Annotated in this window: 24 protein-coding genes; 3 read left to right on the plus strand and 21 right to left on the minus strand. The window is 58.0% G+C overall.

Annotation, left to right across the window (positions count from 1 at the left end):
* Positions 1-131: 131 nt before the first annotated feature.
* The 6 genes from coq7 to phaR all read right to left on the minus strand — a co-directional run bounded on the left by coq7 (position 132) and on the right by phaR (position 4,494).
* Complete coding sequence (gene coq7, locus BMX75_RS14065; protein ID WP_092828968.1) at positions 132-770, minus strand: 2-polyprenyl-3-methyl-6-methoxy-1,4-benzoquinone monooxygenase; 639 nt, start codon at positions 768-770, stop codon at positions 132-134.
* A 39-nt stretch (positions 771-809) separates the two neighbouring features.
* Positions 810-1,151 carry a histidine triad nucleotide-binding protein gene (locus BMX75_RS14070; RefSeq protein WP_066321751.1) on the minus strand — a complete coding sequence of 114 codons (342 nt, stop codon included), beginning with the start codon at positions 1,149-1,151 and terminating at the stop codon, positions 810-812.
* Between the two features lie 55 nt (positions 1,152-1,206).
* Positions 1,207-2,079, minus strand: a complete 873-nt coding sequence (locus tag BMX75_RS14075) for a phosphoribulokinase (protein WP_066321750.1) — start codon at positions 2,077-2,079, stop codon at positions 1,207-1,209.
* A 3-nt stretch (positions 2,080-2,082) separates the two neighbouring features.
* The gene (locus BMX75_RS14080) at positions 2,083-2,523 is read right to left on the minus strand and encodes an acyl-CoA thioesterase (RefSeq protein WP_092828970.1); all 441 of its coding nucleotides are present in this window, start codon (positions 2,521-2,523) and stop codon (positions 2,083-2,085) included.
* A 75-nt stretch (positions 2,524-2,598) separates the two neighbouring features.
* On the minus strand, positions 2,599-3,885 hold the full coding sequence (purD, locus tag BMX75_RS14085; RefSeq protein WP_092828972.1) for a phosphoribosylamine--glycine ligase: 1,287 nt from the start codon (positions 3,883-3,885) through the stop codon (positions 2,599-2,601).
* Positions 3,886-3,957: 72 nt separating this feature from the next.
* Positions 3,958-4,494, minus strand: coding sequence for a polyhydroxyalkanoate synthesis repressor PhaR (phaR, locus tag BMX75_RS14090; protein WP_092828974.1), 537 nt, complete (start codon positions 4,492-4,494; stop codon positions 3,958-3,960).
* Between the two features lie 169 nt (positions 4,495-4,663).
* On the opposite strand from phaR, the gene BMX75_RS14095 reads away from it, so the two are divergent.
* Positions 4,664-5,377 (plus strand): 16S rRNA (uracil(1498)-N(3))-methyltransferase, encoded by a 714-nt coding sequence (locus BMX75_RS14095; RefSeq protein ID WP_092828976.1) that lies wholly within the window; start codon positions 4,664-4,666, stop codon positions 5,375-5,377.
* Positions 5,378-5,380: 3 nt separating this feature from the next.
* Here the strand turns inward: BMX75_RS14095 and rloA3 are convergent, their stop codons facing one another.
* The 6 genes from rloA3 to hemH form a co-directional block, all read right to left on the minus strand.
* Positions 5,381-5,950, minus strand: a complete 570-nt coding sequence (gene rloA3 / locus BMX75_RS14100; RefSeq protein WP_422822074.1) for a retropepsin-like aspartic peptidase RloA3 — start codon at positions 5,948-5,950, stop codon at positions 5,381-5,383.
* A 33-nt stretch (positions 5,951-5,983) separates the two neighbouring features.
* On the minus strand, positions 5,984-7,201 hold the full coding sequence (locus BMX75_RS14105; protein WP_245748578.1) for a lytic murein transglycosylase: 1,218 nt from the start codon (positions 7,199-7,201) through the stop codon (positions 5,984-5,986).
* A gap of 122 nt (positions 7,202-7,323) precedes the next feature.
* Positions 7,324-7,755 carry a DUF3429 domain-containing protein gene (locus BMX75_RS14110; protein WP_092828982.1) on the minus strand — a complete coding sequence of 144 codons (432 nt, stop codon included), beginning with the start codon at positions 7,753-7,755 and terminating at the stop codon, positions 7,324-7,326.
* Positions 7,756-7,816: 61 nt separating this feature from the next.
* Entirely contained in the window at positions 7,817-9,235 is a 1,419-nt protein-coding gene (locus BMX75_RS14115) for a DASH family cryptochrome (protein ID WP_092828984.1), read from the minus strand.
* A gap of 2 nt (positions 9,236-9,237) precedes the next feature.
* Complete coding sequence (locus BMX75_RS18415; protein WP_082926121.1) at positions 9,238-9,396, minus strand: DUF2256 domain-containing protein; 159 nt, start codon at positions 9,394-9,396, stop codon at positions 9,238-9,240.
* A 180-nt stretch (positions 9,397-9,576) separates the two neighbouring features.
* Positions 9,577-10,647 carry a ferrochelatase gene (gene hemH, locus BMX75_RS14125; RefSeq protein WP_092828986.1) on the minus strand — a complete coding sequence of 357 codons (1,071 nt, stop codon included), beginning with the start codon at positions 10,645-10,647 and terminating at the stop codon, positions 9,577-9,579.
* A gap of 111 nt (positions 10,648-10,758) precedes the next feature.
* On the opposite strand from hemH, the gene BMX75_RS14130 reads away from it, so the two are divergent.
* A complete protein-coding gene (locus BMX75_RS14130; protein ID WP_092828988.1) occupies positions 10,759-12,339 on the plus strand; it encodes a cryptochrome/photolyase family protein in 1,581 nt (526 codons plus the stop codon).
* Entirely contained in the window at positions 12,336-12,734 is a 399-nt protein-coding gene (locus tag BMX75_RS14135) for a thiol-disulfide oxidoreductase DCC family protein (RefSeq protein ID WP_092828990.1), read from the plus strand. The genes BMX75_RS14130 and BMX75_RS14135 overlap by 4 nt, the downstream gene beginning before the upstream one ends.
* A gap of 19 nt (positions 12,735-12,753) precedes the next feature.
* Here the strand turns inward: BMX75_RS14135 and BMX75_RS14140 are convergent, their stop codons facing one another.
* From BMX75_RS14140 to rnr, 9 genes are all read right to left on the minus strand, one after another.
* On the minus strand, positions 12,754-13,056 hold the full coding sequence (locus tag BMX75_RS14140) for a DUF6482 family protein (RefSeq protein WP_066321722.1): 303 nt from the start codon (positions 13,054-13,056) through the stop codon (positions 12,754-12,756).
* Positions 13,057-13,177: 121 nt separating this feature from the next.
* Positions 13,178-13,471, minus strand: a complete 294-nt coding sequence (locus BMX75_RS14145; RefSeq protein WP_066321721.1) for a hypothetical protein — start codon at positions 13,469-13,471, stop codon at positions 13,178-13,180.
* Positions 13,472-13,550: 79 nt separating this feature from the next.
* Entirely contained in the window at positions 13,551-17,711 is a 4,161-nt protein-coding gene (gene dnaB / locus BMX75_RS14150) for a replicative DNA helicase (RefSeq protein WP_092828992.1), read from the minus strand.
* Between the two features lie 196 nt (positions 17,712-17,907).
* Positions 17,908-18,354 carry a 50S ribosomal protein L9 gene (gene rplI, locus BMX75_RS14155; RefSeq protein WP_066321718.1) on the minus strand — a complete coding sequence of 149 codons (447 nt, stop codon included), beginning with the start codon at positions 18,352-18,354 and terminating at the stop codon, positions 17,908-17,910.
* Between the two features lie 15 nt (positions 18,355-18,369).
* Positions 18,370-19,221, minus strand: coding sequence for a hypothetical protein (locus tag BMX75_RS14160; protein WP_092828994.1), 852 nt, complete (start codon positions 19,219-19,221; stop codon positions 18,370-18,372).
* Positions 19,222-19,233: 12 nt separating this feature from the next.
* The gene (gene rpsR / locus BMX75_RS14165; protein ID WP_009097135.1) at positions 19,234-19,461 is read right to left on the minus strand and encodes a 30S ribosomal protein S18; all 228 of its coding nucleotides are present in this window, start codon (positions 19,459-19,461) and stop codon (positions 19,234-19,236) included.
* A gap of 36 nt (positions 19,462-19,497) precedes the next feature.
* Positions 19,498-19,887 (minus strand): 30S ribosomal protein S6, encoded by a 390-nt coding sequence (rpsF, locus tag BMX75_RS14170; protein WP_066321716.1) that lies wholly within the window; start codon positions 19,885-19,887, stop codon positions 19,498-19,500.
* 215 nt (positions 19,888-20,102) lie between these two features.
* Positions 20,103-20,888 carry a 23S rRNA (guanosine(2251)-2'-O)-methyltransferase RlmB gene (rlmB, locus tag BMX75_RS14175; protein WP_092828996.1) on the minus strand — a complete coding sequence of 262 codons (786 nt, stop codon included), beginning with the start codon at positions 20,886-20,888 and terminating at the stop codon, positions 20,103-20,105.
* Positions 20,889-20,890: 2 nt separating this feature from the next.
* Positions 20,891-23,323 carry a ribonuclease R gene (rnr, locus tag BMX75_RS14180; protein WP_092828998.1) on the minus strand — a complete coding sequence of 811 codons (2,433 nt, stop codon included), beginning with the start codon at positions 23,321-23,323 and terminating at the stop codon, positions 20,891-20,893.
* Positions 23,324-23,644 lie beyond the last annotated feature (321 nt).

The following is a 23,644-nucleotide window of genomic DNA, read 5'->3' on the forward strand; positions in this document are numbered from 1 at the left end:
CGCTACATTCGCCATCCATGGCGAATAACCCCCGCTACGGGCTGATTCGGACCTTGCGCAAGATAAGTTGAGTCTTTTTTAGTAAATTGAGCCCCGCCATGCGGGGCTTTTTTGTGGGTATCCGCCAGCGGTTAGCCGTGATACGTCGTTTTACTGACCGCCTTGAAGGCGCCGCGCATGAGCCACTGCACTGGCGCAGGCAGACTGACACCGCCCGCCTCCAGCGCCAGTTGGGCATGGTGGTTTTTCTCCACGGCCATTTTGCGAAGCAGGGTACGTGATGTCTGATCAGCCTTCGGCAGGCGTGACTGCTGATCACTGAACCGCTTGGCGGCTTGCGTTTCGCTGGCGGCCAGCAGCCCCATGCCAAGGCGCTCACTCAGTACACCCGTGGTCGCGCCAATACTCAGCGAGGCTATGTAGAAACACGGAGCAAGCAGGCTTGTACGGCTATCCAGTTGCTGCAGCCGCTGGCTACACAAAGCCAGATGACCAAGATCATTGGTCGCAGATTGTTGCATTTGTGCGCTGGCATCCGGCCGTTGGGCAAACAGCCGCTGCCCCTGGTAAAGCCCTTGCAGGCACACTTCACCGCTGTGGTTGACGCGCATCATGCCCGCCACGTGGTGGGCCTCGAAGGCGGTCAGGGTTTCATCGGCTGACGCTACCGGCGCAGGCGCTTTCGAGCGCGCCGTGGGTGGCGCCAGCGTGCGCAGCGCACGGTCAAACTGATAGATCCATTGGTCAGAACGGGGGCATCGACGCCTCATGGCTCGCTCCTTGGCCGCGGGTCGTAAAGGTACGGTGACTTACCCGGCGGGCCAGGTAAACTGACGCCCGCCGAGCAGGTGCATGTGAATATGATAGACCGTTTGACCGCCCATTTCGTTGCAGTTCATGACGACGCGGTAGCCGTCGTCGGCAAAGCCCTGCTCTTGGGCGAGTGTCGCCGCGGTATATTGCAGCCGACCAACGGTCGCCAGGTCATCGGCATGAATATCATTGAGCGTGGCAATGTGCTTCTTGGGGATAATCAACTGGTGCGTGGGTGCCTGGGGATTGATGTCGTTGAACGCCAGCACGTGCTCGTCTTCATAGACAATATCCGCAGGGATTTCGCGGTTGATGATCTTGCAAAACAGACAGTCCATAAAAGCTCCTCAGTGAGCGTGACCTGGCAACACAGGTAAACGGTTACCTGTGAGCCTAACGAAAACGCCGCTGTGACAACAAGTGGCGCACCAACGGTGCCAGGATAAGCTCCATGGCCAGCGACATTCTGGCGCCGGGCACCACCAGGGTGTGGGGCCGGGTCATGAACGAATCCTTGATCATCGCCAATAGCCAGGGAAAGTCTACCGTGGAAGGGTCACGGAAGCGGATGACCACAAAGGATTCCGCATCCGTGGGGATGTCCTGCACCTCGAAGGGGTTGGAGGTATCCACCGTGGGCACGCGCTGGAAATTGATATGGGTGCGCGAAAACTGCGGTTGGATATAGCGCACATAGTCATCCATGCGGCCCAGAATGGTGTCGATGACCGCTTCCTGGGAGTAGCCGCGCATCTTGGTGTCGCGATCGATTTTCTGGATCCATTCCAGGTTCATGGTGGGTGCCACCCCCACCAGCAGATCGACATGACGGGCAATGTCGTATTCTTCCGTTACCAGGCCACCGTGCAGGCCTTCGTAAAACAGCAAATCGGTCCCGCAGGGGAGCGACTGCCACTCCGTGAAGGTACCGACCTTGTGCCCCGCCTCGATCTTTTGTTTATCTTCGGCATGAATATAGTGCCTGAAGGTGCCTGTGCCATGCTCGCCGTATTCGATGAACAGGCCTTCGAGGCGATCCAGCAGGTTGGCTTCGACGGCAAAGTGCGACAGTTCGTTTTTGCGCTCGGGTTCTTCGCGGAACATGCGATGCAGTTCGTCGCGGGTATAGCGATGGAAGGCGTCGCCGTCGACCATGGCGGCGTGCACGTCTTCACGCAGGAACATACGCTCGAAGCTGCGCCGCACGGTGGTGGTACCGGCACCGGACGAGCCGGTGATGGCAATGATCGGATATTCACGGGACATCGGTCAGGTGCCTCTTGCTTGCGCTAATGCCTGCACGACCGCCTCTGGTACTGTCACCGGGCGGCCCGACGCCATGTCAATCAGCAGTTGATTGATACGCGCGGTCGCCACTGCCTTGCCGCTTTCTGCATGGGCGATGCGCTGATAGACCATCAGCGCCTTGCCTTCGGGAGGCGGTACGGCGGTTTCGACCACCAGGGCATCCGGCCAGCGCGCTTCGCTTTGGTATTGCACCGCCAGGTCAGCCACCACGCTGGGATAGCCCTGCATGTCCCACTCAGGCAGATCGAGGGCGGCAAACGCCTGGATGCGCGCCTCATGGAGCAGCGAGACCAGCGCATCGTGGCCGAGATGACGACCGTAGTTCATGTCCGTGACGCGGACGCTTAGCGAATGGCGATGAATGATCGCTGCGTCGGGAAAATCGAGCTGAACCCGTTCCATCCAGTTATCCTTGTTGTGATCGGAAAGCGTTGTGATCGGAAAGCGAGGCAGGATGCCCATGCAACTATCAAAGCGTCAAGCTTCCCGGGCAATCGCCCGGTGAGCGATATCGCGGCGACAGATAACGCCCTCCCAGTGGATTTCATCGACGCCCTGATACACCTTCTGTTGCGCCTCAGAGACGCTATCGCCCAAGGCGGTAACGCACAGTACGCGGCCCCCTGCCGTCAGGACATCGCCCTGGTCATTGTGTTGGGTACCCGCATGAAACACCTTGCAGCCATGACGCTCGGCATTGGCAATGCCGTGAATCACGTCGCCCTTGCGGTAGCTGCCCGGGTAACCGCCCGCAGCCAGTACGACACCCACCGCGGCGCGAGGGTCCCACTCGCAGCGCTGACCGGCCAGCTTGCCTTGTGCACCGGCAAGGCACAGCGCGGCAAAATCCGAGGTCAGACGCAGCATGATGGGCTGGGTTTCCGGATCACCAAAGCGGCAGTTGTATTCGATCACCTTGGGGTTACCCTGGCCGTCGATCATCAGGCCGGCATAGAGAAAGCCGCTGTAGGCATGGCCTTCGGCAGCCATTCCCTTGACCGTGGGCAGTATCACCTGCTGCATGATGCGCTCATCGACATCCGGCGTGACCACGGGCGCCGGTGAGTAGGCCCCCATGCCGCCGGTATTGGGTCCGCTGTCACCGTCGTAGGCGCGTTTGTGGTCCTGGCTGGTCGCCATGGGCACCACGTTTTCGCCATCGACCATGACGATAAAGCTGGCCTCTTCGCCGTCCAGATATTCTTCGATCACCACCCGTGCGCCTGCATCGCCAAAGGCGTTGGCTTCCAGCATGTCGCGGATCGCCGCTTCGGCCTCAGGCTGGCTCATCGCCACAATGACGCCTTTACCGGCCGCCAGGCCATCGGCCTTGATGACGATGGGCGCGCCTACCTCGGCCAGGTAGTCAAGCGCTGGCTCAACGGCGGTGAAGGTTTGATAGTCGGCCGTGGGAATCGCATGACGCGCCAGGAAGTCTTTGGTAAACGATTTTGAGCCTTCCAACTGGGCGGCTGCCTGGGTCGGGCCAAAGATGGCCAGCCCCGCGGCCTGGAATTGATCCACCACGCCTTCGACCAGCGGCGCTTCCGGCCCCACCACCGTCAACGCCACGTCTTCCTCGCGGGCAAACGCCACCAGTGCGGAAATATCGCTTGCTTCGATGGCGACGTTGGTCAGCTTTTCCTCACCGGCGGTGCCTGCATTGCCCGGTGCCACAAACACCTGCGAGACGCGCGGCGACTGAGCCAGTTTCCATGCCAACGCGTGTTCGCGACCACCGCCGCCTATCATCAAAACCTTCATGGGTATCCTTCTTTGCGGAAGAGCAGATTAATAGCGGCATTATGCCACAGCTTGCCCGCGCGTCGCTGGCGCTTAGGATGACTTGTCGTCGCTCTTTTTATCATGCGCTTTTTTATCATGGGCTTTATCGTCATGAGCTTCGTCGCTCTGGCCACGATCGTCGCTGCCGTTTTTGCCGGTGGGCGGTGCCTGATTCATGGTCTTCTGCCAGAAGCGCATGTTTTCCTCGGCCAGCTCGCGCATGAATTCCATGGGCGTGTGGCGCATGGCCTGCTGCCACTGGCTCTGCATGCGCTTTTGCTGCTCCATCATGATCTGGGTGCCCTGCTCCAGGTAACGCGCCAGCGGGAGCGGCGAGGACATGTCATAGACCCGGATCAGCTGGGCCAGGAGGTCGTTGGAGAACACTTCGGCATCACTGTCGGCACTTTCCTGTTCGATGATAATCGACAGCAGGATCGTCCGCGTAAGATCTTCACCGCTTTTGGCGTCTTCGACCCGAAACGGCTCTTCCTCGAGAATCAGACGGCGCAGATCCTCCAGCGTCACGTAACGGCTTTGTTGGGTATCATACAGTCTGCGATTGGCATATTTACGAATGACGCGCACGGCGATTCTCCTTAAACGCGATAGGGCTTTGCTTCCCGTTGCTGTTATTGTGCCTGCACTTGACGGCCATGCAAGCCATGTAACGATATTCAATAGGCGTCGCGTCGGCCGGGACGTGACATACGGGCTTTTCTCTACCTTTCCAAGCACTCAATAATCGACCACTGCCATGAACCTGATTTTACTCGAACCTCACGATGTGGCCCAGAACGGCCAGGCGCTGTTGCGCGATCAGCGCCGTTTGACACACCTGCGCGAGGTACACCGCGCCCAGCCAGGGGATACCCTCACCGTCGGTTGCGCCAACGGGCTGATCGGTAAAGCCGAATTGACCGCCATTGGGCCCGATCAGGCAACGTTGCGCTGGGAACACCTTGGCGAACCGCCACCGCCTGCCCTGCCCGTGCATCTGGTACTGGCATTACCCCGCCCGCGCATGCTGGCACGCACCCTGGAACACGTGACCGCGCTTGGCGTTAAGCGCATGACGCTGCTGCATACCAAACGGGTCGAAAAAAGCTATTGGCAATCCCCTGAACTACGTCCCGAGAAGATACACCAGCATCTGGTGCTGGGCCTTGAGCAGGCACGCGATACCGTGATGCCCAGTGTGACCCTGGTGAAAGGCTTTCGGGCGTTTCTCGACGAGCATCTGCCAGCGCTACTGGCACAGGGCCGTGGTCTCGTCGCCCACCCGGGCATGGCTTCCCCTTGCCCGAGAGGCATCAATGAGGAAACAGTGTTGTTTATAGGCCCCGAAGGCGGCTTTATCGACTGGGAAGTGGATCAACTGTTGAACGCGGGCTGCGAAGGCATGCACCTTGGCCCGCGTATTCTGAGAGTAGAGACCGCCGTGACCGCCCTGCTATCACGGCTCTTTTAGGGATCAGATATTATCACTGGCGTCATCATCGTCGGGGTCATGGGCCACTACTTCTGCATCTTTGTCGCAGTCTGGCTCTTGCATGAAGGTTTCGCGCACATCAAGCAGGCCGAGGTGGCTGATGGTGCGCCGCCCCAGCAATAGCGGGTAATTCATGTCTTCCCGGTTACGCAGGCTGAACTGCTCTTCGTAGATGGTGTTGCCCATGCACACGTTGAGCAGCACGACGGGGCGCCTGTCCGTGCCGCCGGCACCGCGAAGCCTCAGGTTGCGGTATAGCGGGCGCTCGATCTCGTCACTGAACACCTCGCCGTTTTCCTCATTTTCAAGCTTAAGACGAAAACGCACCCAGTCTTCGTCATCCTTTTCAAACATCTCGATGTCCCGAGCGTCCAGCGACGAGGTCAAGGCACCACTGTCGAGTTTGGCTTTGACTTCAGTTCCCCAGGGGTGCAGCGTTGCCTTTTCCACCCAGCCAAATACCTTGTCGTCATTGGCCATTGCCTGACTGCTTGCCAGTGCCGTGACCATGACGAAACCACTCAACAATGTCGTTACTACCTTGGGCATCATGATTTCCTGTCCTGATATCCTTTGGAAGAAGTGCTACTCAACCCGCTGACGCAGCCGCTCGAGCAATGATTGCGTCGCAAAGCCATCGGGGGTCAATCCCTCAGCCCGCTGAAAGGCACGCAGGCCCTGGCGGGTGTTGGGCCCCATGATGCCATCAGCCCCGCCAACATCGTAGCCAGCCTGGTTGAGGTAGCGCTGCAGCGCTTGGACATCATCCCGCGTCAAAGGTGCCTCTTCACGCGGCCAGCTTTGCTGGATGCCATCCCGCCCGGCAATGGCGTCGCTCAGCGTTGCCACCGCCAGCGCGTAGCTGGTCGCGTTGTTATAGCGCAGAATGGCACGGAAATTAGGTCCGACTAAAAACGCGGGCCCCTCGGCCCCGGCAGGCACGATGACTTCGGCGCTGTCGAAACGCGGGAGTTCGCCGCTCACGGCTTCCACACCCTGCTGCGCCCAGGTCTGACTGTCGCGGCGGCCGGTCTGGGCATAGTCATAGTTATCGGGCAGAGTGACTTCAACGCCCCAGGGTTGCCCGGGCTGCCAGCCCGCGCGGGCCAGGTAGTTGGCCGTTGACGCCATGACATCCGGAATACTCCCCCAGATGTCACGGCGGTTATCGCCGTCACCATCGACGGCATAGGCTTCGAAACTGGTGGGGATGAACTGGGTATGCCCCATGGCACCCGCCCAGGAGCCGCGCATTTGCTCAGCGGCGATATCGCCCTGCTGGATTATCCGTAAGGCAGCCAATAGCTCCTCGCGGGCGAACTGCTGGCGACGGCCATCAAAGGCGAGCGTCGCCAATGCTTCTAGGGTGGAGAAATCGCCGAAGTTGCTGCCGTAATTACTTTCGATACCCCAGATGGCGACAATGATTTCGGCGGGGACACCGTAGCGCTGTTCCATTTGCTGCGCAGTGCGCCGATGTTCTGAAAGCCGGTCCTTGCCATTGTTGATTCGGGTGCTGGAAACCGCCGTATCAAGGTATTCCCAGATGGGGCGCACAAACTCAGGCTGATACCGATCGAGCTCGATAATCCGTTCGCGATAGCGCACCTGGTCAAACGCCTCTCGCAGCGTCGCTTCGCTGATGCCCTGCTCCCTGGCATAGCGACGGAAGGCGTCGCGCCACTGGTTGAAGCTATTGTGCTGAATGTCTTCCGCAACCTCACCGGCCACCTGGGCGTCGACTTCGGTCATCAACTGCTGGTTCGCCAGCCCCGGCGGGCTCGAAAGCAACACGGCCGTCATCCCGAGCGTGGCGCTGATCGAGGAAAGTGTCAGTTTTTTATGCAACATCATGGCTTCCTTTAGGCAGTCCTTGGCAGTGCCGATGATGGCCCAGAACGGGACGGGATACTAGGGTATTTTGATCACCAAAGGTGGGTCAGCAAGACGACGTGGGCAAGCACAACGATGACGGTCAATAACGTGCGCAACTGCCAGTACCAGGCGGGCCAACCACAGCGGCCACTGCGGCTGAGGTCGTACCCCCAAACAAGCACAAAGCCGACGCACAGCACGGCAAGCCCCCAAAGCGGACTGAACAGCAGCGCGGGCCAGGCAATCAAGCTCGGTGCCATGGCGATTAGCAGCCGTGAGCTATGGCCCGGTTGCGGATTCTGCAGCGCCGCCCCCCAATGGGTACCGCCCAGGAACGACAAGATCACCGCGCTATAACACAAAAACGCTCGCACTGCGGTTTCTTGCCAGCCTTCTGGGCCCCAGCCTGCCATCCCGAGGGTCAGCAGGAACGGCAACAAGCCTGCCAGCCCCAATAACCAGGCGGTACGGCGATCTTCCATGGATACTCTCATCAGTTACTCGTCTGTCAGTTACTCGTCTTTCAGTTACTTGCCTGTCCAGTTACTCGTCAGTTGCTTCCAGTTGCGCTTCATCGATCAGCCAGCGCTGCCAGGCCTCGGGTGCCACCCGAGGTGCCGGGAAACGTTCGGCGGCAACTCGCCATGGCTGATGCCGAGCCAGACCATTGGGCAAATTTTCCAGTTCAGGCAACCAGTGCGCCACATAAAAGCCTTTAGGGTCATAATGGCCTGCCTGCTTCAATACATTAAAGTAGCGATCCTGGCGCGGGTCGCGCCCGACCCCGGCAATATAACGCCAGTTGCCCCAGTTACTCGCCACATCGTAGTCCAGCAGGCAGTGCTCGAACCAGGCAGCGCCGAGTCGCCAGTCCACGCCCAGATCCTTGACCAGGAAACTGGCGACGTTCTGGCGGACCCGATTGGAGATCCACCCCGTGCGGCTGAGCTCCAGCATCGCGGCGTCGATAAACGGCACGCCCGTCGTCGCGTTGCGCCAGGCGTCAAAGTCTGGATTGGTGGCAGGCAGCTGGGCCCGGCCGAACAGGGCCTCACCCTCCAGTTGCGCCGCGCGTAAAAAATACTCCCGCCATAGCAACTCGAAACCAATCCAGTAACTGGATTCATTACTGCCGTACTGTGATTCCCAGGCTTTCACCTCATCCCGCACCTGACGCGGCGATATGCAACCATGGGCCAGCCAGGGTGAGAAGCGGGTAGAAAAATTAGCCCCCAAGAGCCCGTTGCGGGTTTTCTTGTAGGTCGCCGGACCATGTTGCTGCCAGATGTACTGGTGCAGGCGCGCGCGGCCAGCCGCCTCGCCGCCTGCAAAATCCATCCCTTGACGCGCATCGGGCTGCCAGTTCGCACTGACGGGACAGACCTTGTTCAGCGGCGGGAAGCCACGCGGCGCGTCGGGCCAGGCGGGTAAGGTAACCGGTGCGGCCAGGCTTGGGGGAGTGACGCAGTGTTTCTCGACTTGGCGCCGAAAGGCCGAGAAGCTCTCGGGCAGTTGAGATAGATCGAACGGCAGGGCCTGCTCGTCGATCAACCGGCCCGATTCATGGCACTCAACGGCTGTGGTCTCCGACAGCCGATCCCTGACCGCCTGGATTTGCTGTTTTTCCTCTACACCGACGTGCTCGGCAACCCTTACTTTGCGCGCCTGAAGCTTTCCGGCGAGCGCCACAACCTCCTCGACGGGATCGCCGATGCGCACCAACAGGTCGCTACCCCGCTGTAACAGCTCACCGCGCAGCTCCATCAGGCACTGCCACAAGAAACGTAGCCTTGCCGGACCAATTCGCGATACATCGTCATCGTCGAATAATGGCGCCAGCCACGCCTCATCAAGCACATAAAGACAGACAAGGTGATCCGGCAGGTCGTCCAGGCGCAGCAGCGGGTTATCCGTCACTCTGAGGTCGTCGTGCAGCCAGACGATATCGATCGTGCTGTTCATGCTCAGGTCTCCTCAGCGCGTTTTGCTATCCGGGCTTCGCGCTGACAGCGTTTGCTGCAATAGCGGACCTCATCCCAGCATCGCGCCCATTTCTTTCGCCAAGTAAACGGGCGCTGGCAGTGAACGCAGACTTTTTCCGGTAAATGGTGTTGATGTGGCATCTTGATGCTCGCCTAACAGAAGGCGCCCTCTAAACATAGACATCATATCGTATACAGTACAACTATTGTACATATATTTTTCCATGCCTATACGCCACTCGCCGGTGCCTCCAGGTAAAAAAAGCCACCCGTAGGTGGCCAATGACAAAAAGAGAAAAATAGTAGAGATAGGGTGTTCGCCTATAACCACCCCGACAATTCGTTGTTGACCACCGCCACCAGCGCATCGATGTGGTCTTCGCGGTCGTTCAGGCAGGGGATATAACTGAAGGTTTCTCCTCCCGCCTCCATGAAGCTGTCGTGTATCTCTTCCTTGATTTCTTCCAGCGTCTCGACGCAGTCCGATGAAAACGCTGGCGACAGGATGGCGATGTGCTTGTGGCCCTGCTTGGCCAATTCAGCTACGTGATCGACTGTCTGAGGGCCGACCCACTTTTCGGGGCCAAACTGCGATTGGAAGGCGGTGTCGACTTCTTCCTTGCTGAACCCCAGCTTTTCGCGCAGCAGGCGTGTGGTTTTCTGGCATTGGCAGTGGTAGGGGTCGCCTTCAAGCAGGTACCGCTCGGGCACGCCGTGGTAGCTGGCAACCAGCTTGGTCGGCCGCGTCGTGAAGCCTTCGTAGGCCTCCCGCACCGAGTTGGCCAGCGCATCGGTATAGGCCGGATGATCGAAGTAGGCGGGCACGGTGCGAATGGACGGCTGCCACTTCATTTTCATCAGGGTGCGAAACGCCTGGTCGTTGGCCGTCGCCGTGGTGGGCGAGCCGTACTGAGGGTAGAGCGGAAAGAAGACAATCTTTTCGCAGCCTTTATCCTTCAGGCGGTTCAGCACGCTTTCGGTCGAAGGATTGCCGTAGCGCATGCAGAAATCGACCTCCACATCATCGCCGTAGAGCGCTTTCAAACGTTCGGTCATTTTCTGTGTTTGCGCCCGGGTAGTGGTCAGCAGTGGGCTTTCGTTCAGCTCGTTGTTCCAGATGCTTTTGTAGGCGTTACCTGATGAGAATGGCCGCTTGGTCAAGATGATCAGTTGCAGCAACGGCTGCCACTTCCAGTTGGCATAATCGACCACCCGTTTATCAGACAGGAACTCGCTAAGGTAACGACGCATCGACCAGTAGTCGGTGGCATCCGGCGTCCCCAGGTTGGCCAATACCACGCCCACCTTCGCGCGGGGTACAGGGGGATGGTCGCTGGGGGCATGCATTAGGCGACTTTCGCCCGGCTGATCCTTTGCGACTTGCTCGGTCATGATATTCACTCCTGCTGACAGCACCTTGAAAAATAAATCCTATCACTTTTCTGCAAACCGGCGGCATAAAGTTATACTATTAACATTATTTGTACATAGTTAGGTTAATTTATGTCTAAGCCTTTACTGCTCGTGCTGGGCGATCAGCTGTCGCTTTCTTTGGCCACGTTGCGCCACGCGCCTGACAATGCCGTTGTCGCCCTATGCGAAGTGGCCGAAGAAGCGAGCTACGTTCCCCATCATAGCCACAAGCTTGGCCTGTTCTTCGCCGCCATGCGCCACTTTGCCTACCAGCTGCGCCAACAGGGCTTCGAGGTTCACTACAGCAATCTGGATGATGCTGACAACTGCCACTCGTTGATCGGGGAAGCAGAGCGCCTGGCCCGGCTTTACGGCTGCGATGAGATACGCGTGACGCGCCCCGGCGAATGGCGGCTTTATGAAGCCATGCTGAACCGCCAAACCGCCGAGCTGCCCTGGCAGCTTCACGAGGACGATCGTTTTTTCACGACGCCCGACGACTTCAGCCAGTGGGCTGAGGGACGCAAACAGCTACGCCTTGAGTACTTCTACCGTGAGCAGCGCAAACGCACCGGGCTGTTGATGGAAGACGGAAAGCCAATGGGCGGGCAGTGGAACTTTGATCATGATAACCGCGAGCCGATCAAGGGCGACTTGGCGTTTCCGGCGCCACCCAGGCATCACTACGAAAAGATGACCCAGGCCGCCTTCGATGCGGTGGAACGTCATTTTCCCGACCACATGGGCGACCTGGCGACGTTCAACTGGCCGGTGACGCGCCGCCAGGCGCTCACGGATTTGCGGCATTTCCTTGACCACTGCCTGGCTGATTTTGGCCGTTATCAGGATGCCATCAGTGAAAGCGCCGACTTCCTGTTTCACTCTCGCCTGTCGGCCGCACTCAATATCGGCCTGCTCTCACCGCAAGAGGTGTGCCGGGCGGCCGAGCAGCGTTACCTCGATGGAGAAGCGCCTATCAACGCCGTTGAGGGCTTCATTCGCCAGATACTTGGCTGGCGCGAGTACGTGCGGGGGCTTTACTGGACGCAGATGCCCGACTACAAGCGCCGTAATTCGTTGGGTTTCGAGCGTGATTTGCCGTCCTTTTACTGGGACGCCAACACCGACATGCACTGCTTGAAGCGGGCAGTGGAAATGACCATGGACAACGGCTACGCGCACCATATCCAGCGTCTGATGGTAACCGGCAACTTCGCTCTGCTGTGCGGGGTCAAACCGGAGGCACTGTGTGACTGGTATCTGGCGGTATACATCGATGCCTGCGAATGGGTGGAGCTGCCCAATACGCTGGGCATGGTGCTGCACGCCGACGGCGGCCAGATGGGGTCCAAGCCCTACTGCGCGTCAGGCAAATACATCAACAAGATGTCGGATCATTGCCAACACTGCCGCTACTCACCCAACCAGGTAACCGGTGAGAAGGCCTGCCCCTTCAACAGTTTGTACTGGCATTTCCTCGAGCAACACCGCGACACCTTGCAGCATAACCCGCGCATGAAATTGATTTATGGCTCGCTTGATCGCATGGCATCTGACAAACGCACGGTCATTCATCAACAGGCGCAGCAATTTCTCGATCAGCTTGAAACTTCACCAGGTTACGGGCAGCCCCACCACACCGCCGGCTATACAAAGGAGACCACTTCATGAGTCGATTCAGCCCGCTTGACGCTAGTGCGCCTGTGACGCTCTACCACGATGGTCACTGTCCTTTTTGCCGCGTGGAGGTTAACTGGCTTTCCCGGCACCACCATCAGGACCGCATCCGGCTGGTAGACATTCAGAGTGCTGAATTCAACGCCACCCACGATCGAGAAGCGTTCGAGGCAATGATGGGATTGCTTCACGTAAAAGACAGCCAGGGCAACTGGTATATCGGCATGGAAGCTAGCCGAGCCCTGTATGCCGTTCTGGGATACCGGCGGCTGGTTTGGCTATCGTGCCTGCCGGGATTGAAAGGAGCCCTTAACTGGGGCTACCGATGGTTTGCCCGTCGACGGGTACGACTGGGCCAGTGGTGGGAGAAACGGTCTAGCGGATCGTGATAGCGCGCATGCGAAAGGTTTAAAAAACCAGCGGCACACGCGAGCTTAACGGAGCATTGTAGTGAGCATCACGGCCAATCATTTCGTCGTGAGCGACGTGCTGAACCAGATAGGCGCGATGGATGTCGGCGCGTTTCAGCTCCAGATAGATATCATCCAGCGCGCGAAACATCATCGGCTTGCCCCGCCGGGTCAGCATATGGCGTGTGCCTTCCACGTCTTCCAGCTCCACTTGATAGTAGCGGCTGCCCGCATGGCTGATAACACGTATTTCGAAATTATCATGTTGAGCAACAAACGCCTTGAGCGACGTCATTTCCATGGCTCCCTCCTGGGGTTATTAGCATCTCAGTCACATAGCATGCCGAAAGATAATGGCATTTTTGTTGCAGTGCTATGTTAAGGCTATGACGCTGATACCCCAGGAGAGTTCCTAGCTCAGGCTATTGATATTCCGAGGGGTCAATCGCCTTGCCCAGCGAATTGCGATCTATCCAGTTGCCTGCTTTGGTCTGCTTGTAACGAAACACCACTTTATCCCCTACCTTCACCGGCAACTCCGAGTCTTCGGTCTGGTAGCTGTATTTTTCGCCATCGACCTCGATGTAGTAGCGGTACAGGTCGGGCATGCCCAGCCACTCCTTGAAGGGCCCTTCGCGTTCGAGGGACTGCAACTCCCCGCGCGCTTCCAACTTGGGTAGACGCTGACGATTACCACGCCGAAAACCACCTGCCATGCTGTGCTCCCGTTCTGTTTACTGATGGGCCGGGCATTATACGAGCTTGCCGACCATGCTCAAGCGACTCATTACACATCTAGTCGCCGAAAGCTTCGCCGTAGCTGTCCGGTGCCAGATCTTCAAAGCGTGTGTAGCGGCCGATAAAGGCCATGTGCACGGTGCCGATGGGACCGTTACGCTGCTTACCGATAATCAGCTCGGCAATCCCCTGATTATCAGGGTTATCTGGATTATAGACCTCATCGCGGTAAACGAAGGCGATCACGTCTGCATCCTGTTCGATGGCGCCCGAGTTATGGCTAACAATATCATTGGCTAACCAACAAGCATTACCCGGTACCGTCAGGTCAAAGACCTCTTCTTCTCCACAGGCACGAACCTCGACGACCTTGTCCCAGAATAGATCACTGGTCGCGATTTGTTTCAGCGCCTGGTTCTCTAAAAGGTCCGCATAGTGGCTAAGCGTCTTGCGAGAGGGAGAATAGCTGAAGTGAGCACTTCCTCCATATGCGGTATTTCGCATCGATGCCATTTTGCGCTGACTGATACCTTTAGCGCCCATTTCTTGCTTAACGTACTCAAATACTTCCTGAGGAAGTGTATCGATGTTGGTATTGCTATTAGCCACGGCAGAGGCAAGCCAGTTGTCCATGGCTTCTTTCTGATGGCCAAACGCCCCGATATATTCAGCATAGCGACGTTGCTGCTCAAGGCCTGAGATGTCGGCGGTGTACCATCCACCGCCTTCACCAGACACGACGCGCCGAATGCGGGCCACAATGCCAAAACGCAGCAGCAAGGCGGCAACATCGTCAATCAGTCGGCGGCTAACGGTGGAAAAGTATATGCGTGTTCGCTGATTGGCATCGGTCGTAATACTGCCGTCTGTGGCCCAAAGGTGCCGCAGAAAAAGGGCAATCTGGTCGTTGGAAAGCTTAAAAAGCTCCCGGGGAATATGTTTATCAGCAGAGCGCTGACCAAATACCCCCAAAGATTTCAACCACGCCGCAACGCCGCTCGCATGCCAGCGGTTTCCATTGCCGGCGATCACTAATTGATGCCAATTCCCCCTGCCAGTGTGGCGCGTTACCGTTGAGCCAAATTGTGTTGCGGCCTGAGTTACTGCTTCGCTGTTCGCTTCACTGGCTGTTGTATAACGCATTGGCTGGCCTTTCACATAACTACCATCACCAAGCAGGTGTGCCATTAAGATGATGGCATGCTCATCCCAGACACTGGGATTATCTGGTTCGGCCAGTTGACGTGAGATAGCAAGCCGGTCCCCGGTTTCAAGGCTGGCAACCGTTTTCCAGCCCCACAGCGCCTTAAGACGATGCTCGCCAGTGCAACGGACTCTCCGCCCGCTCGCAAGCGTTACTTCAAAGACAGGCTTGACACCAACTGACCATATCAAGTCCGTTTTCGCTGGCTGGAGTTTTCCACTTTCCGCCATCGAGATGACGTTTGGCGTTTGGCCTACAAGCTCGCTAATGGGTGCCCGTTCACCAGTCTCCAGGGTCACTAAGGTGTCCCCTGTCACACATTCCCTCAGATCCGACATGACCGGACGCTTGTTGGGGCGCTGCTCAAGGGAGCGGTTCAGCTGCGAAAGGGCGACGACCGGGCAGTTGAACTCTTTCGCCAACCCCTTCAGTGAACGTGAAATTTCCGAGATCTCGCCGGTGCGGTTTTCGGAAAAACCGCTGATCTGCATCAGCTGCAGATAGTCGATCATGATCATCGCCATGTTGCCGTGCTCACGCACGACACGGCGAATACGCGAGCGCATTTCATTGGGCGACAGCGCCGCTGTATCGTCAATAAACAGCTGCTTGTCTTTCAGCAGGTTGACCGCTGAAGTCAGCCGCGGCCAATCTTCGTCTTCCAGTTGCCCGGTACGCACGCGGGTCTGGTCGATACGCCCCAGGGAAGACAGCATCCGCAGCATCAGCGATTCGGCGGGCATCTCCATGGAAAACACCATCACCGGTTTATCGCTGGAAATGACGGCGTGCTCGACCAAATTCATGGCGAAGGTGGTGTTATGAACACAGATATCTTCCGCAACAAAGTTATGCGTATCGTCTACCGTCAAGTCGTAGACCTGCTGCATGCCGAGGGGCTCGATGGCGACAACCTCATCCCAATAAACATCGGATGTCGCTAGATTTTCGAGGTATGCATCCCCCTCTAGGAGGCGGGCAAATTCGGCAGTCCGGTGGCGTGATAGGCAGCGCTCACTGCGACCTGACAAATGGGGGTTATAACCCACCGGCAAGGGGTCACCCGATTGCGCAAACAGCTCACACCAGGAACGCTCGCCTTTCCTGGCCAGCACATAGCGATTGACCGACTTGGGCAAGCTATCGCGGTTACTGTGCATACGTTTTGTATTGAGACAGGCACTAACCGATTCTAATGCCTGCTCTTTGCTATAAATACCAACGTCCTGGATGAAACGTTTTTGGCTTGCCTGGTCAAGTATCTCAAGCTCCCAGGGTGATTGGCGCAGATTGGCGTACCGATGCTGCTTCTCACGGATTTTGCTCAAGATGCCAAAGCGGAGTAGCAAATGCTGGACATCGCGGATCAGTTCACGGCTTGATGATGCATAGCTGATACGGCCTTGGCCATTTGCCTCCACAAAGGCGCTGCCATCACAAGCAAAAAGGCGATTTAGAAACAGGGCTAACGGCTGTTTAGGTAACCGAAATATGCACTCTGGCATGCGCTTGTGCTGTGCCTTTTTGGCCCATACACCGTGCGCTTCAAGAAACTGCCTGACAGGGTTTGGCGCATTTTTAGCCACAGCGCTATAGTCGAATTCAGCATTGTCACTGGCCAAAGGCATGTTCAACGTCTCGCAAAGACGCATGTAGGTTGCCTGAGCAGGCACAGCGTTTCCATTGCACCAGGCACTAACCGCTGCTTTACTCACGTTTAGCCACGCGGCCAACGCCTCTCCGGTCATGCGCTTGGCCGTTAGTGTCTCGCGCAGTGTTTGTGAGAACCGCTCCCTCAAAGGGTGAAAGCGGGCTGCATCACGGCTAACTCGTAAGACGGGTGCCCTTCCAGCCGCTTTGTCTGCATTTTCAACCAAACGACAAGTGACGCCAGGAAAATGGCTTACCGCTTGGGTAAATTCAGCGCGAAGTTCGGTGCTATGGTTGGTGAACATGGGGCAGGTTTGCGTTGTGCCCCCATCGGCCAACATGAACGCCAACATCTTGACTTGATGCTCAGGCATTGCCTCTTGGCCAAACACCGGTATTTCACGGGGCACCGCAATGCGCTCACCAACGGCTATCTTTTCCAGCGGCTGCCAGCCATCACCGGTTAAAAACGGGTGCGTTAGCGTTGTCGCCACTTCTCTTCCTGTCGCCGTCCGAACGCGGAAAACGGGCTTTTCGCCATCGTCGACAAACGCCGATGCATGGGATTGCTTCAGCTTGAAATCATCGGTTAGCGTCAGAAGCGGCGCTTGTTGACGTGCCACGAGTTTATCAATCGTAACCAGCGCGCCCGTGTCCGGGTCGACCAGACGCGACCCACTCATCAAGCACTTACCCATCGAGGGCCTTCCGGCGATGATCACCAGGTCAGACGGCTGGAGCCCGGATGTCATTTCATCGAGATCGCGAAAGCCCGACGATAAACCGGTCATCTGGCCTTTGAGGTTGAAGAGCTCGTCGATGCGGTCGACCGCTTTGGTCAAGAGGTCGCTCATGCCGATGGGGCCGCCCGTCTTGGGGCGCTCTTCGGCAATCTGGAAGACCAGCCGCTCGGCTTCGTTGAGCAGCTCATCGGCAGGACGCCCCTGGGGCGCAAAGGCTCCTTCGGCGATCTGATTGGCGGCCCGGATCAGCTTGCGCAGCGTCGCCCGTTCGCGGACGATATCCGCATAGGCGCGAATATTGCTCGCCGAGGGCGTGTTCCTTGCCAGTTCGGCCAGAAACGCCAGCCCGCCCACGGTATCCAGCTGGTCGCGATCTTCCAGCGCTTCAGAGAGCGTCACCACGTCCATTGGCTGCCCGGACTCAGCCAGATGGATCATCACGTTGAACACCAGGCGATGCTCATAGCGATAGAAATCGTCGGCCACCAGGCGGTCGGAAATACCGTCCCAGGCCTGATTATCCAGCATCAGCCCGCCCAGTACTGACTGCTCTGCCTCTAGCGAGTGGGGTGGCAGCTTGAGCGCTGCCGTTTCCTGGTCAGCGGGTGGCTGGTCCTGCATAACGAGCTCCTTTAAACACGACGGCGTCGTCAATAAACGCTATATCTTAGCCGCCGATGATCGCAATCACTACCGTGAGCGTCACGCTCGACTGTCAACAAATACTGACTGTCTCTACAAATACTGACTGTCTACCAATAATAAAGGGCGCGGGGAAATCCCCGCGCCCTTTAGGACGTTGCCGGTCGTACAGTGCTTACTCTGCGACGACGACGACGCGTACAGCGGCATCCACTTCAGCGTGCAAGTGAAGCGCGATGTCGTATTCGCCGGTCTGGCGAATCGGACCCAGCGGCATACGCACTTCGCTTTTGGACACCTCGATACCGGCAGACGAAATGGCGTCTGCCAGGTCGCGAGGACCAATCGAGCCAAACAGCTTGCCTTCTTCGCCCGCTTTAGAGACCAACGACAGTTCGATGTCGTTGAGCTGTTCAGCGCGTGCTTCGGCTTCTGCCTTGCGCTCGGCCGCTTGGGCTTCGAGCTCAGCACGCTGGGCTTCGAACGCCGCAATATTATCTTTCGTTGCCGGTACTGCCAAGCCGTAAGGCACCAGGTAGTTACGACCATAACCAGGCTTCACAGTGACTTTGTCACCAAGGCCGCCCAGCTTACCAATTTTGTCGAGCAGAATGACTTCCATCTCGTAAACCTCTAGTCAATTGCTGCGGGCAAGGCGTGCGCGAATGTTCGCGAATGTATCTATCAGCCCCAACAGCAGCACAATGAGAATCGTGGGCCAGGTCGTGATCAGCAGCACATAGAACGCTACCAGCCACAGCCCGTTCATCCCCTTTAATCCAACAATACCATGCACTAATGCAATGCCAGCCACTAGCAGTGGTATCCAGGCCAGCATCGCCAACGCGGAGATGCCCAGCACCATGCTGATAACACTCAAGACAATCAGCATGATCAGTTCCTTGGGTGCTAGACGCAGCCCATGAAACTCTTCACGGAAACCACCCGGGTTATAAAGCCCAGCTTGCCAGCTACGCGCCAGTGCCAGACAGGCAACCGCGGCAAGCAGCACGACAAACCCCGTGACTCCACCAACGACAAGCGCGGCTAGCTGCTGGGTATCATAGCCCTGATCGGCAAACTCGTTGAGCATCCGATCAACTTCCTGCGAGCCTTGGCGTAGCTGTTCGAGCATCTGCTCGGTACCCGCCGGTGGGCTGAAGATACCCAACTGTACCATCACGGCGGCGGCAATCGCGCCGAGAATAAGGGCTTCACTCCAGCGCATGCGCTCACGCAGGACAACGGCCATCAACGTCACCAGCAAGATGCTGGACAGCGGAATCACATCACCCTGCATCCACCACATCCCGGCTGGCAGTGCCGCCGCGATGGTAACGGGCAGGGCTTGCGCAAAACCGCGGCGAAGCGTTACCAGTGCGCTGATGGCGGCACCCAGCCAAAACAGCCAGGGCACGAGGGTGGCCAACGCTGCCCCGCCTGCGGCGTAGGGCGTGCCACGCATTAGCCATCGCGCCAGTGCTAGCATCACGTTAAGCGCTTACTGGTGGCTGTCGGAATAGGGCAGCAGCGCCAGGTAGCGCGAACGCTTGATAGCCGTTGCCAGCTGACGCTGGTAGCGGGCCTTGGTGCCGGTAATGCGGCTTGGAACAATTTTACCGGTTTCGGTGATGTAAGCCTTCAGCGTGTCGAGATCTTTATAGTCGATCTGCTTGACGCCTTCGGCGGTGAAGCGGCAAAACTTACGGCGACGGAAAAAACGTGCCATGGAATAAGCTCCTTAGGTTACGTGGAGTGAATGCAATCAGGCAGATTCGGATTCAGATTCTTCAGCTTCAGCGCGCGGCTTTTCTTCGCGACGCGGACGCTTCTCTTCTGCCGGCTTCATCATCGGCGATGCTTCGGTCACGGCTTCTTTACAGCGCACAACCAGGCTGCGGATGATGGCATCGTTGAAGCGGAAGATGTTCTCGATTTCGTCGAGTGTCTCACCCGTACATTCAACGTTCATCAGCACGTAATGGGCTTTGTGGATCTTGTTGATCGGGTAAGCCAGGTGACGACGGCCCCAATCTTCAAGGCGATGCACAGTGCCGCCGCTTTCGGTCACGAGGCTGGTGTAGCGCTCGACCATGGCGGGGACTTGCTCGCTTTGATCCGGGTGGACCATAAACACGATTTCATAATGACGCATGGGATCTCCTTGCGGTTTGGCAGCTTCTTATGCGCAAGCACTAGGCAACGCGACATAGAAGCAAGGAGTTAACTGAAGTGCCATCGTCCATTGATGATTCAATGGCATTGGCATCAAGCAGAACAACGATTTAATAACCGTACGTAGCAAACGTTCATAAGAACGAGCGCCCGTTTGCCAGACAAACGGGCGCATGCATTCTAGTGGTGGTCGGGTTAACTTGCAAGCTGACGCTGGCGCACCGCCTCAAATAAACAGATACCGGCAGCAACGGACACATTCAGACTCGACACCTGCCCGGCCATGGGCAGCTTGGCAAGGTTATCGCACGCCTCGCGGGTCAAACGGCGCATGCCCTTGCCTTCGGCTCCCATGACCAGCGCGGTCGGGCCCGACATGTCGATGTCGTATACGCTGGCGTCGGCCTCACCGGCGGTGCCGGTAATCCACACGCCAGCGTCCTTGAGCTTGGCCATCGCCCGGGCCAGGTTAGTAACCTGATACACCGGCACGACCTCGGCGGCGCCACAGGCCACTTTCCGCACGGTTGCGTTCAGGGGCGCCGCCTTGTCTTTCGCGACGATCACGCCGTGGGCCCCGGCGGCGTCGGCACTGCGCAGGCAGGCACCGAAGTTGTGCACATCGGTCACGCCATCCAGCACCAGCAGCAAAGGCGGTGTGCTCGACGGCCAGGCGCGCAGCTTGAGCCACAGTGATTCTTCGCTTTCGGGGGACAGCGGCGGACAAAAGGCCACCACGCCCTGATGCGCGGCTCCCTGGGTCAACTGATCCAGCACGGCACGCGGGTGCTCTATGATGCGCGCGCCCTGGCCACCCGCCTGGGTCAGCAGTTCGCTCAACCGATTGCCAGCGCCCTGCTGTACCCAGATCTCCCTGGGGGCTTCACCGCGCTCGAGCAGACTCTGCAAGGCGTGAACGCCGTACACCTGGTCGAGGCCATCCGGGGTGTTCGGGCGCTTCTGTGAGGCTGACGACTTCATGCTCAGCCCTTGTTCGGTGATGGCTTGCGCGGACCCTTGCGCGTGCGCCGGGGGCCACGACGCGTATCGGGCTTATCCTTGCCGGGCTTATCCTGGCCGGGCTTATCCTTGCCGGACCTTTCTTTATCGCCCTTGCCAGACGTCTTAGCCCCTTCGGTGGACGGTTTTTTGCGCGGCTGGCGACGCGGACGCGGTTTCTCGTCGGCCAAGGCAAAATCGATCTTGCGATCGTCCATGTCCACGCGGGCCACCTGAACGCTCAAACCATCACCCAGGCGGTAGGTGGTGCCGGTGCGCTCGCCTTTCAGACGATGCTTTTCCGCCTCGTAGTGGTAGTAGTCGGACGGCAGCGAGGTGACGTGCACCAGGCCTTCCACATAGAACGCATCCAGGCGGACAAACAAACCAAACTGGGTGACCGAGGCAATGGTGCCATCGAAGGTTTCGCCCAGCTTGTCGGACATGAACTCGCACTTGAGCCAGCTTTCCACGTCGCGGGTGGCGTCATCGGCGCGGCGCTCGGTCATGGAGCAGTGCTCGCCCAGTTCGAGCATCTGCTCGAAGGTGTACGGGCACCACTTGCTCGGCGGCTCGACCGGGGCACCTTCGACTCTTAGCACGGTATTGGTCTGCCGCGGCCCGCGAATTACTGAGCGGATGGCGCGGTGCACCAGCAGATCCGGATAGCGGCGAATCGGCGAGGTAAAGTGCGCATAAGCCTGATAGGCCAGGCCGAAGTGCCCTTCGTTCTGCGGTGAATACACGGCCTGATTCATCGAGCGCAGCATGACCGTCTGGATGATATCGAAGTCTGAACGATCTGTGATCGTCTCACGCAGCGCCTGGTAGTCCTGAGGCGTTGGCATATCGCCACCGCCTAGCGAGAGCCCCAGCTCGTTAAGGAAGAGACGCAGCTTATCGAGCCGCTCGGGCGTCGGCCGCTCATGAATACGGTACAGCGCGGGCAAATCATGTTTATCCAGGAAGCGCGCGGTGGCGACGTTGGCCGCCAGCATGCACTCTTCGATCATCTTGTGCGCATCGTTACGACTGCGCGGCACGATTTTCTCGATCTTGCGCTCATCGTTGAAGATAATCGCCGTTTCGGTGGTATCGAAGTCGATCGCACCGCGCTCTTCCCGCGCCTGGCGCAGCAGCGTGTAAAGCTCATGGAGGTTTTCCAGCGGCTTGACCAGCCCGGCATGTTCTTCGCGCAGCGCCTTGCCTTCCTCGTTGTCCTCCTCGAGCATCGCCGCCACCTTGTTGTAGGTGAGACGTGCATGGGAGTTCATCACCGCTTCGTAGAAACGGTAGCGGCTGATAGCGCCCGTCTTTGAGATATTCATCTCGCAGACCATCACCAGCCGGTCGACGTGCGGATTGAGCGAACACAGCCCGTTGGAAAGCAGCTCCGGCAGCATGGGGACTACCTGACCGGGGAAGTACACCGAGTTGCCCCGCTTGCGTGCTTCATCGTCAAGCGGCGTGCCGGGGCGAACATAGTGGGAAACATCCGCAATCGCCACCAGCAGCTTCCAGCTACCCGACTTGGTTTTCCAGGCGCAGACCGCATCGTCGAAGTCCTTGGCCGACTCGTCATCGATGGTCACCAGCGGTGTGTCACGCAGGTCGACCCGGTGCTGCTTATCGTCTTCAAGCACCTCTGCCGATATACCGCTTGTCTGGTCCAGCACTTCCGGCGGGAATTCAGCCGGAATCTCGTAGCTGCGAATGGCGATATCGATTTCCATACCCGGGTCCATACGCTCGCCGAGCACTTCGATCACCTCACCCACTGGCTGCACCCGGGTTTCAGGTTGCTTGACGATCTTGGCTGAAATGACCTGCCCGTCTTTAGCACCGTTACAGGCGCTGTGGGGGATAATCACTTCCTGGGTGATGCGCGGATTTTCGGGAATCAGGATGCCGAATTCCGGCGTATTACTGCGGTAAACACCCACTATGGTCTGCGTGTTGCGTGAGATGACATCGGCAATGGTGGCTTCATCGCGACCACGGCGGTCACGGCCGCTGATTCTCACCAGCACATGATCACCATGGAAGACGCGACGCATCTGGCGCGGCGGCAGCACAAGGTCTGGTTTCTTGCCGTCGTCGCGCAATAGAAAACCGAAGCCGTCACGATGGCCAAGCACCTTGCCCTTGATAAGGTCGAGCTTGTTGATCAGCGCGTAGGCGCCTCGACGGTCGCGCAGCACCTGGCCGTCGCGTTCCATGGCGGCCAGCCGACGGCGCACGGCTTCATGATGGTCTTCGTCTTCCAGACCCAGCAGCTGGCTCATGTCTTCGTGGGTAACCGGTTTACCGTGCTGTTCCAGCGCCGCCAGTAGATATTCACGGCTCGGCGCGGGATTATCGTATTTATGCGCCTCGCGCTCGGCGTGCGGATCATCATTCAATGTCCAGTACTTCATGCGATCAACATCCTTGCTTGCGTTGGCGGGAGGCGTAAAAAAAGCGCGTGCATTGCATGCCGCGGATGGGGGCTTTCAGCCTTCACTTGGCTGAAAAATTTCATATTTTGTTTGGTCATACGCGCATTATAGCGCTGTGAGGCCCATCACCCAACCACCTTGGCAACGATTCTCGTATTTCGACGTCAAAAACCCCTGCCTAACGCTTGCATTTAGCCAATACACGGGTATCATACGCGCCACTTGCCCAGATGGCGGAATTGGTAGACGCGCTAGCTTCAGGTGCTAGTGACCGTATGGTCGTGGAGGTTCAAGTCCTCT

Source organism: Vreelandella subterranea, from assembly GCF_900111305.1.
Classification (GTDB): Bacteria; Pseudomonadota; Gammaproteobacteria; order Pseudomonadales; family Halomonadaceae; genus Vreelandella; species Vreelandella subterranea.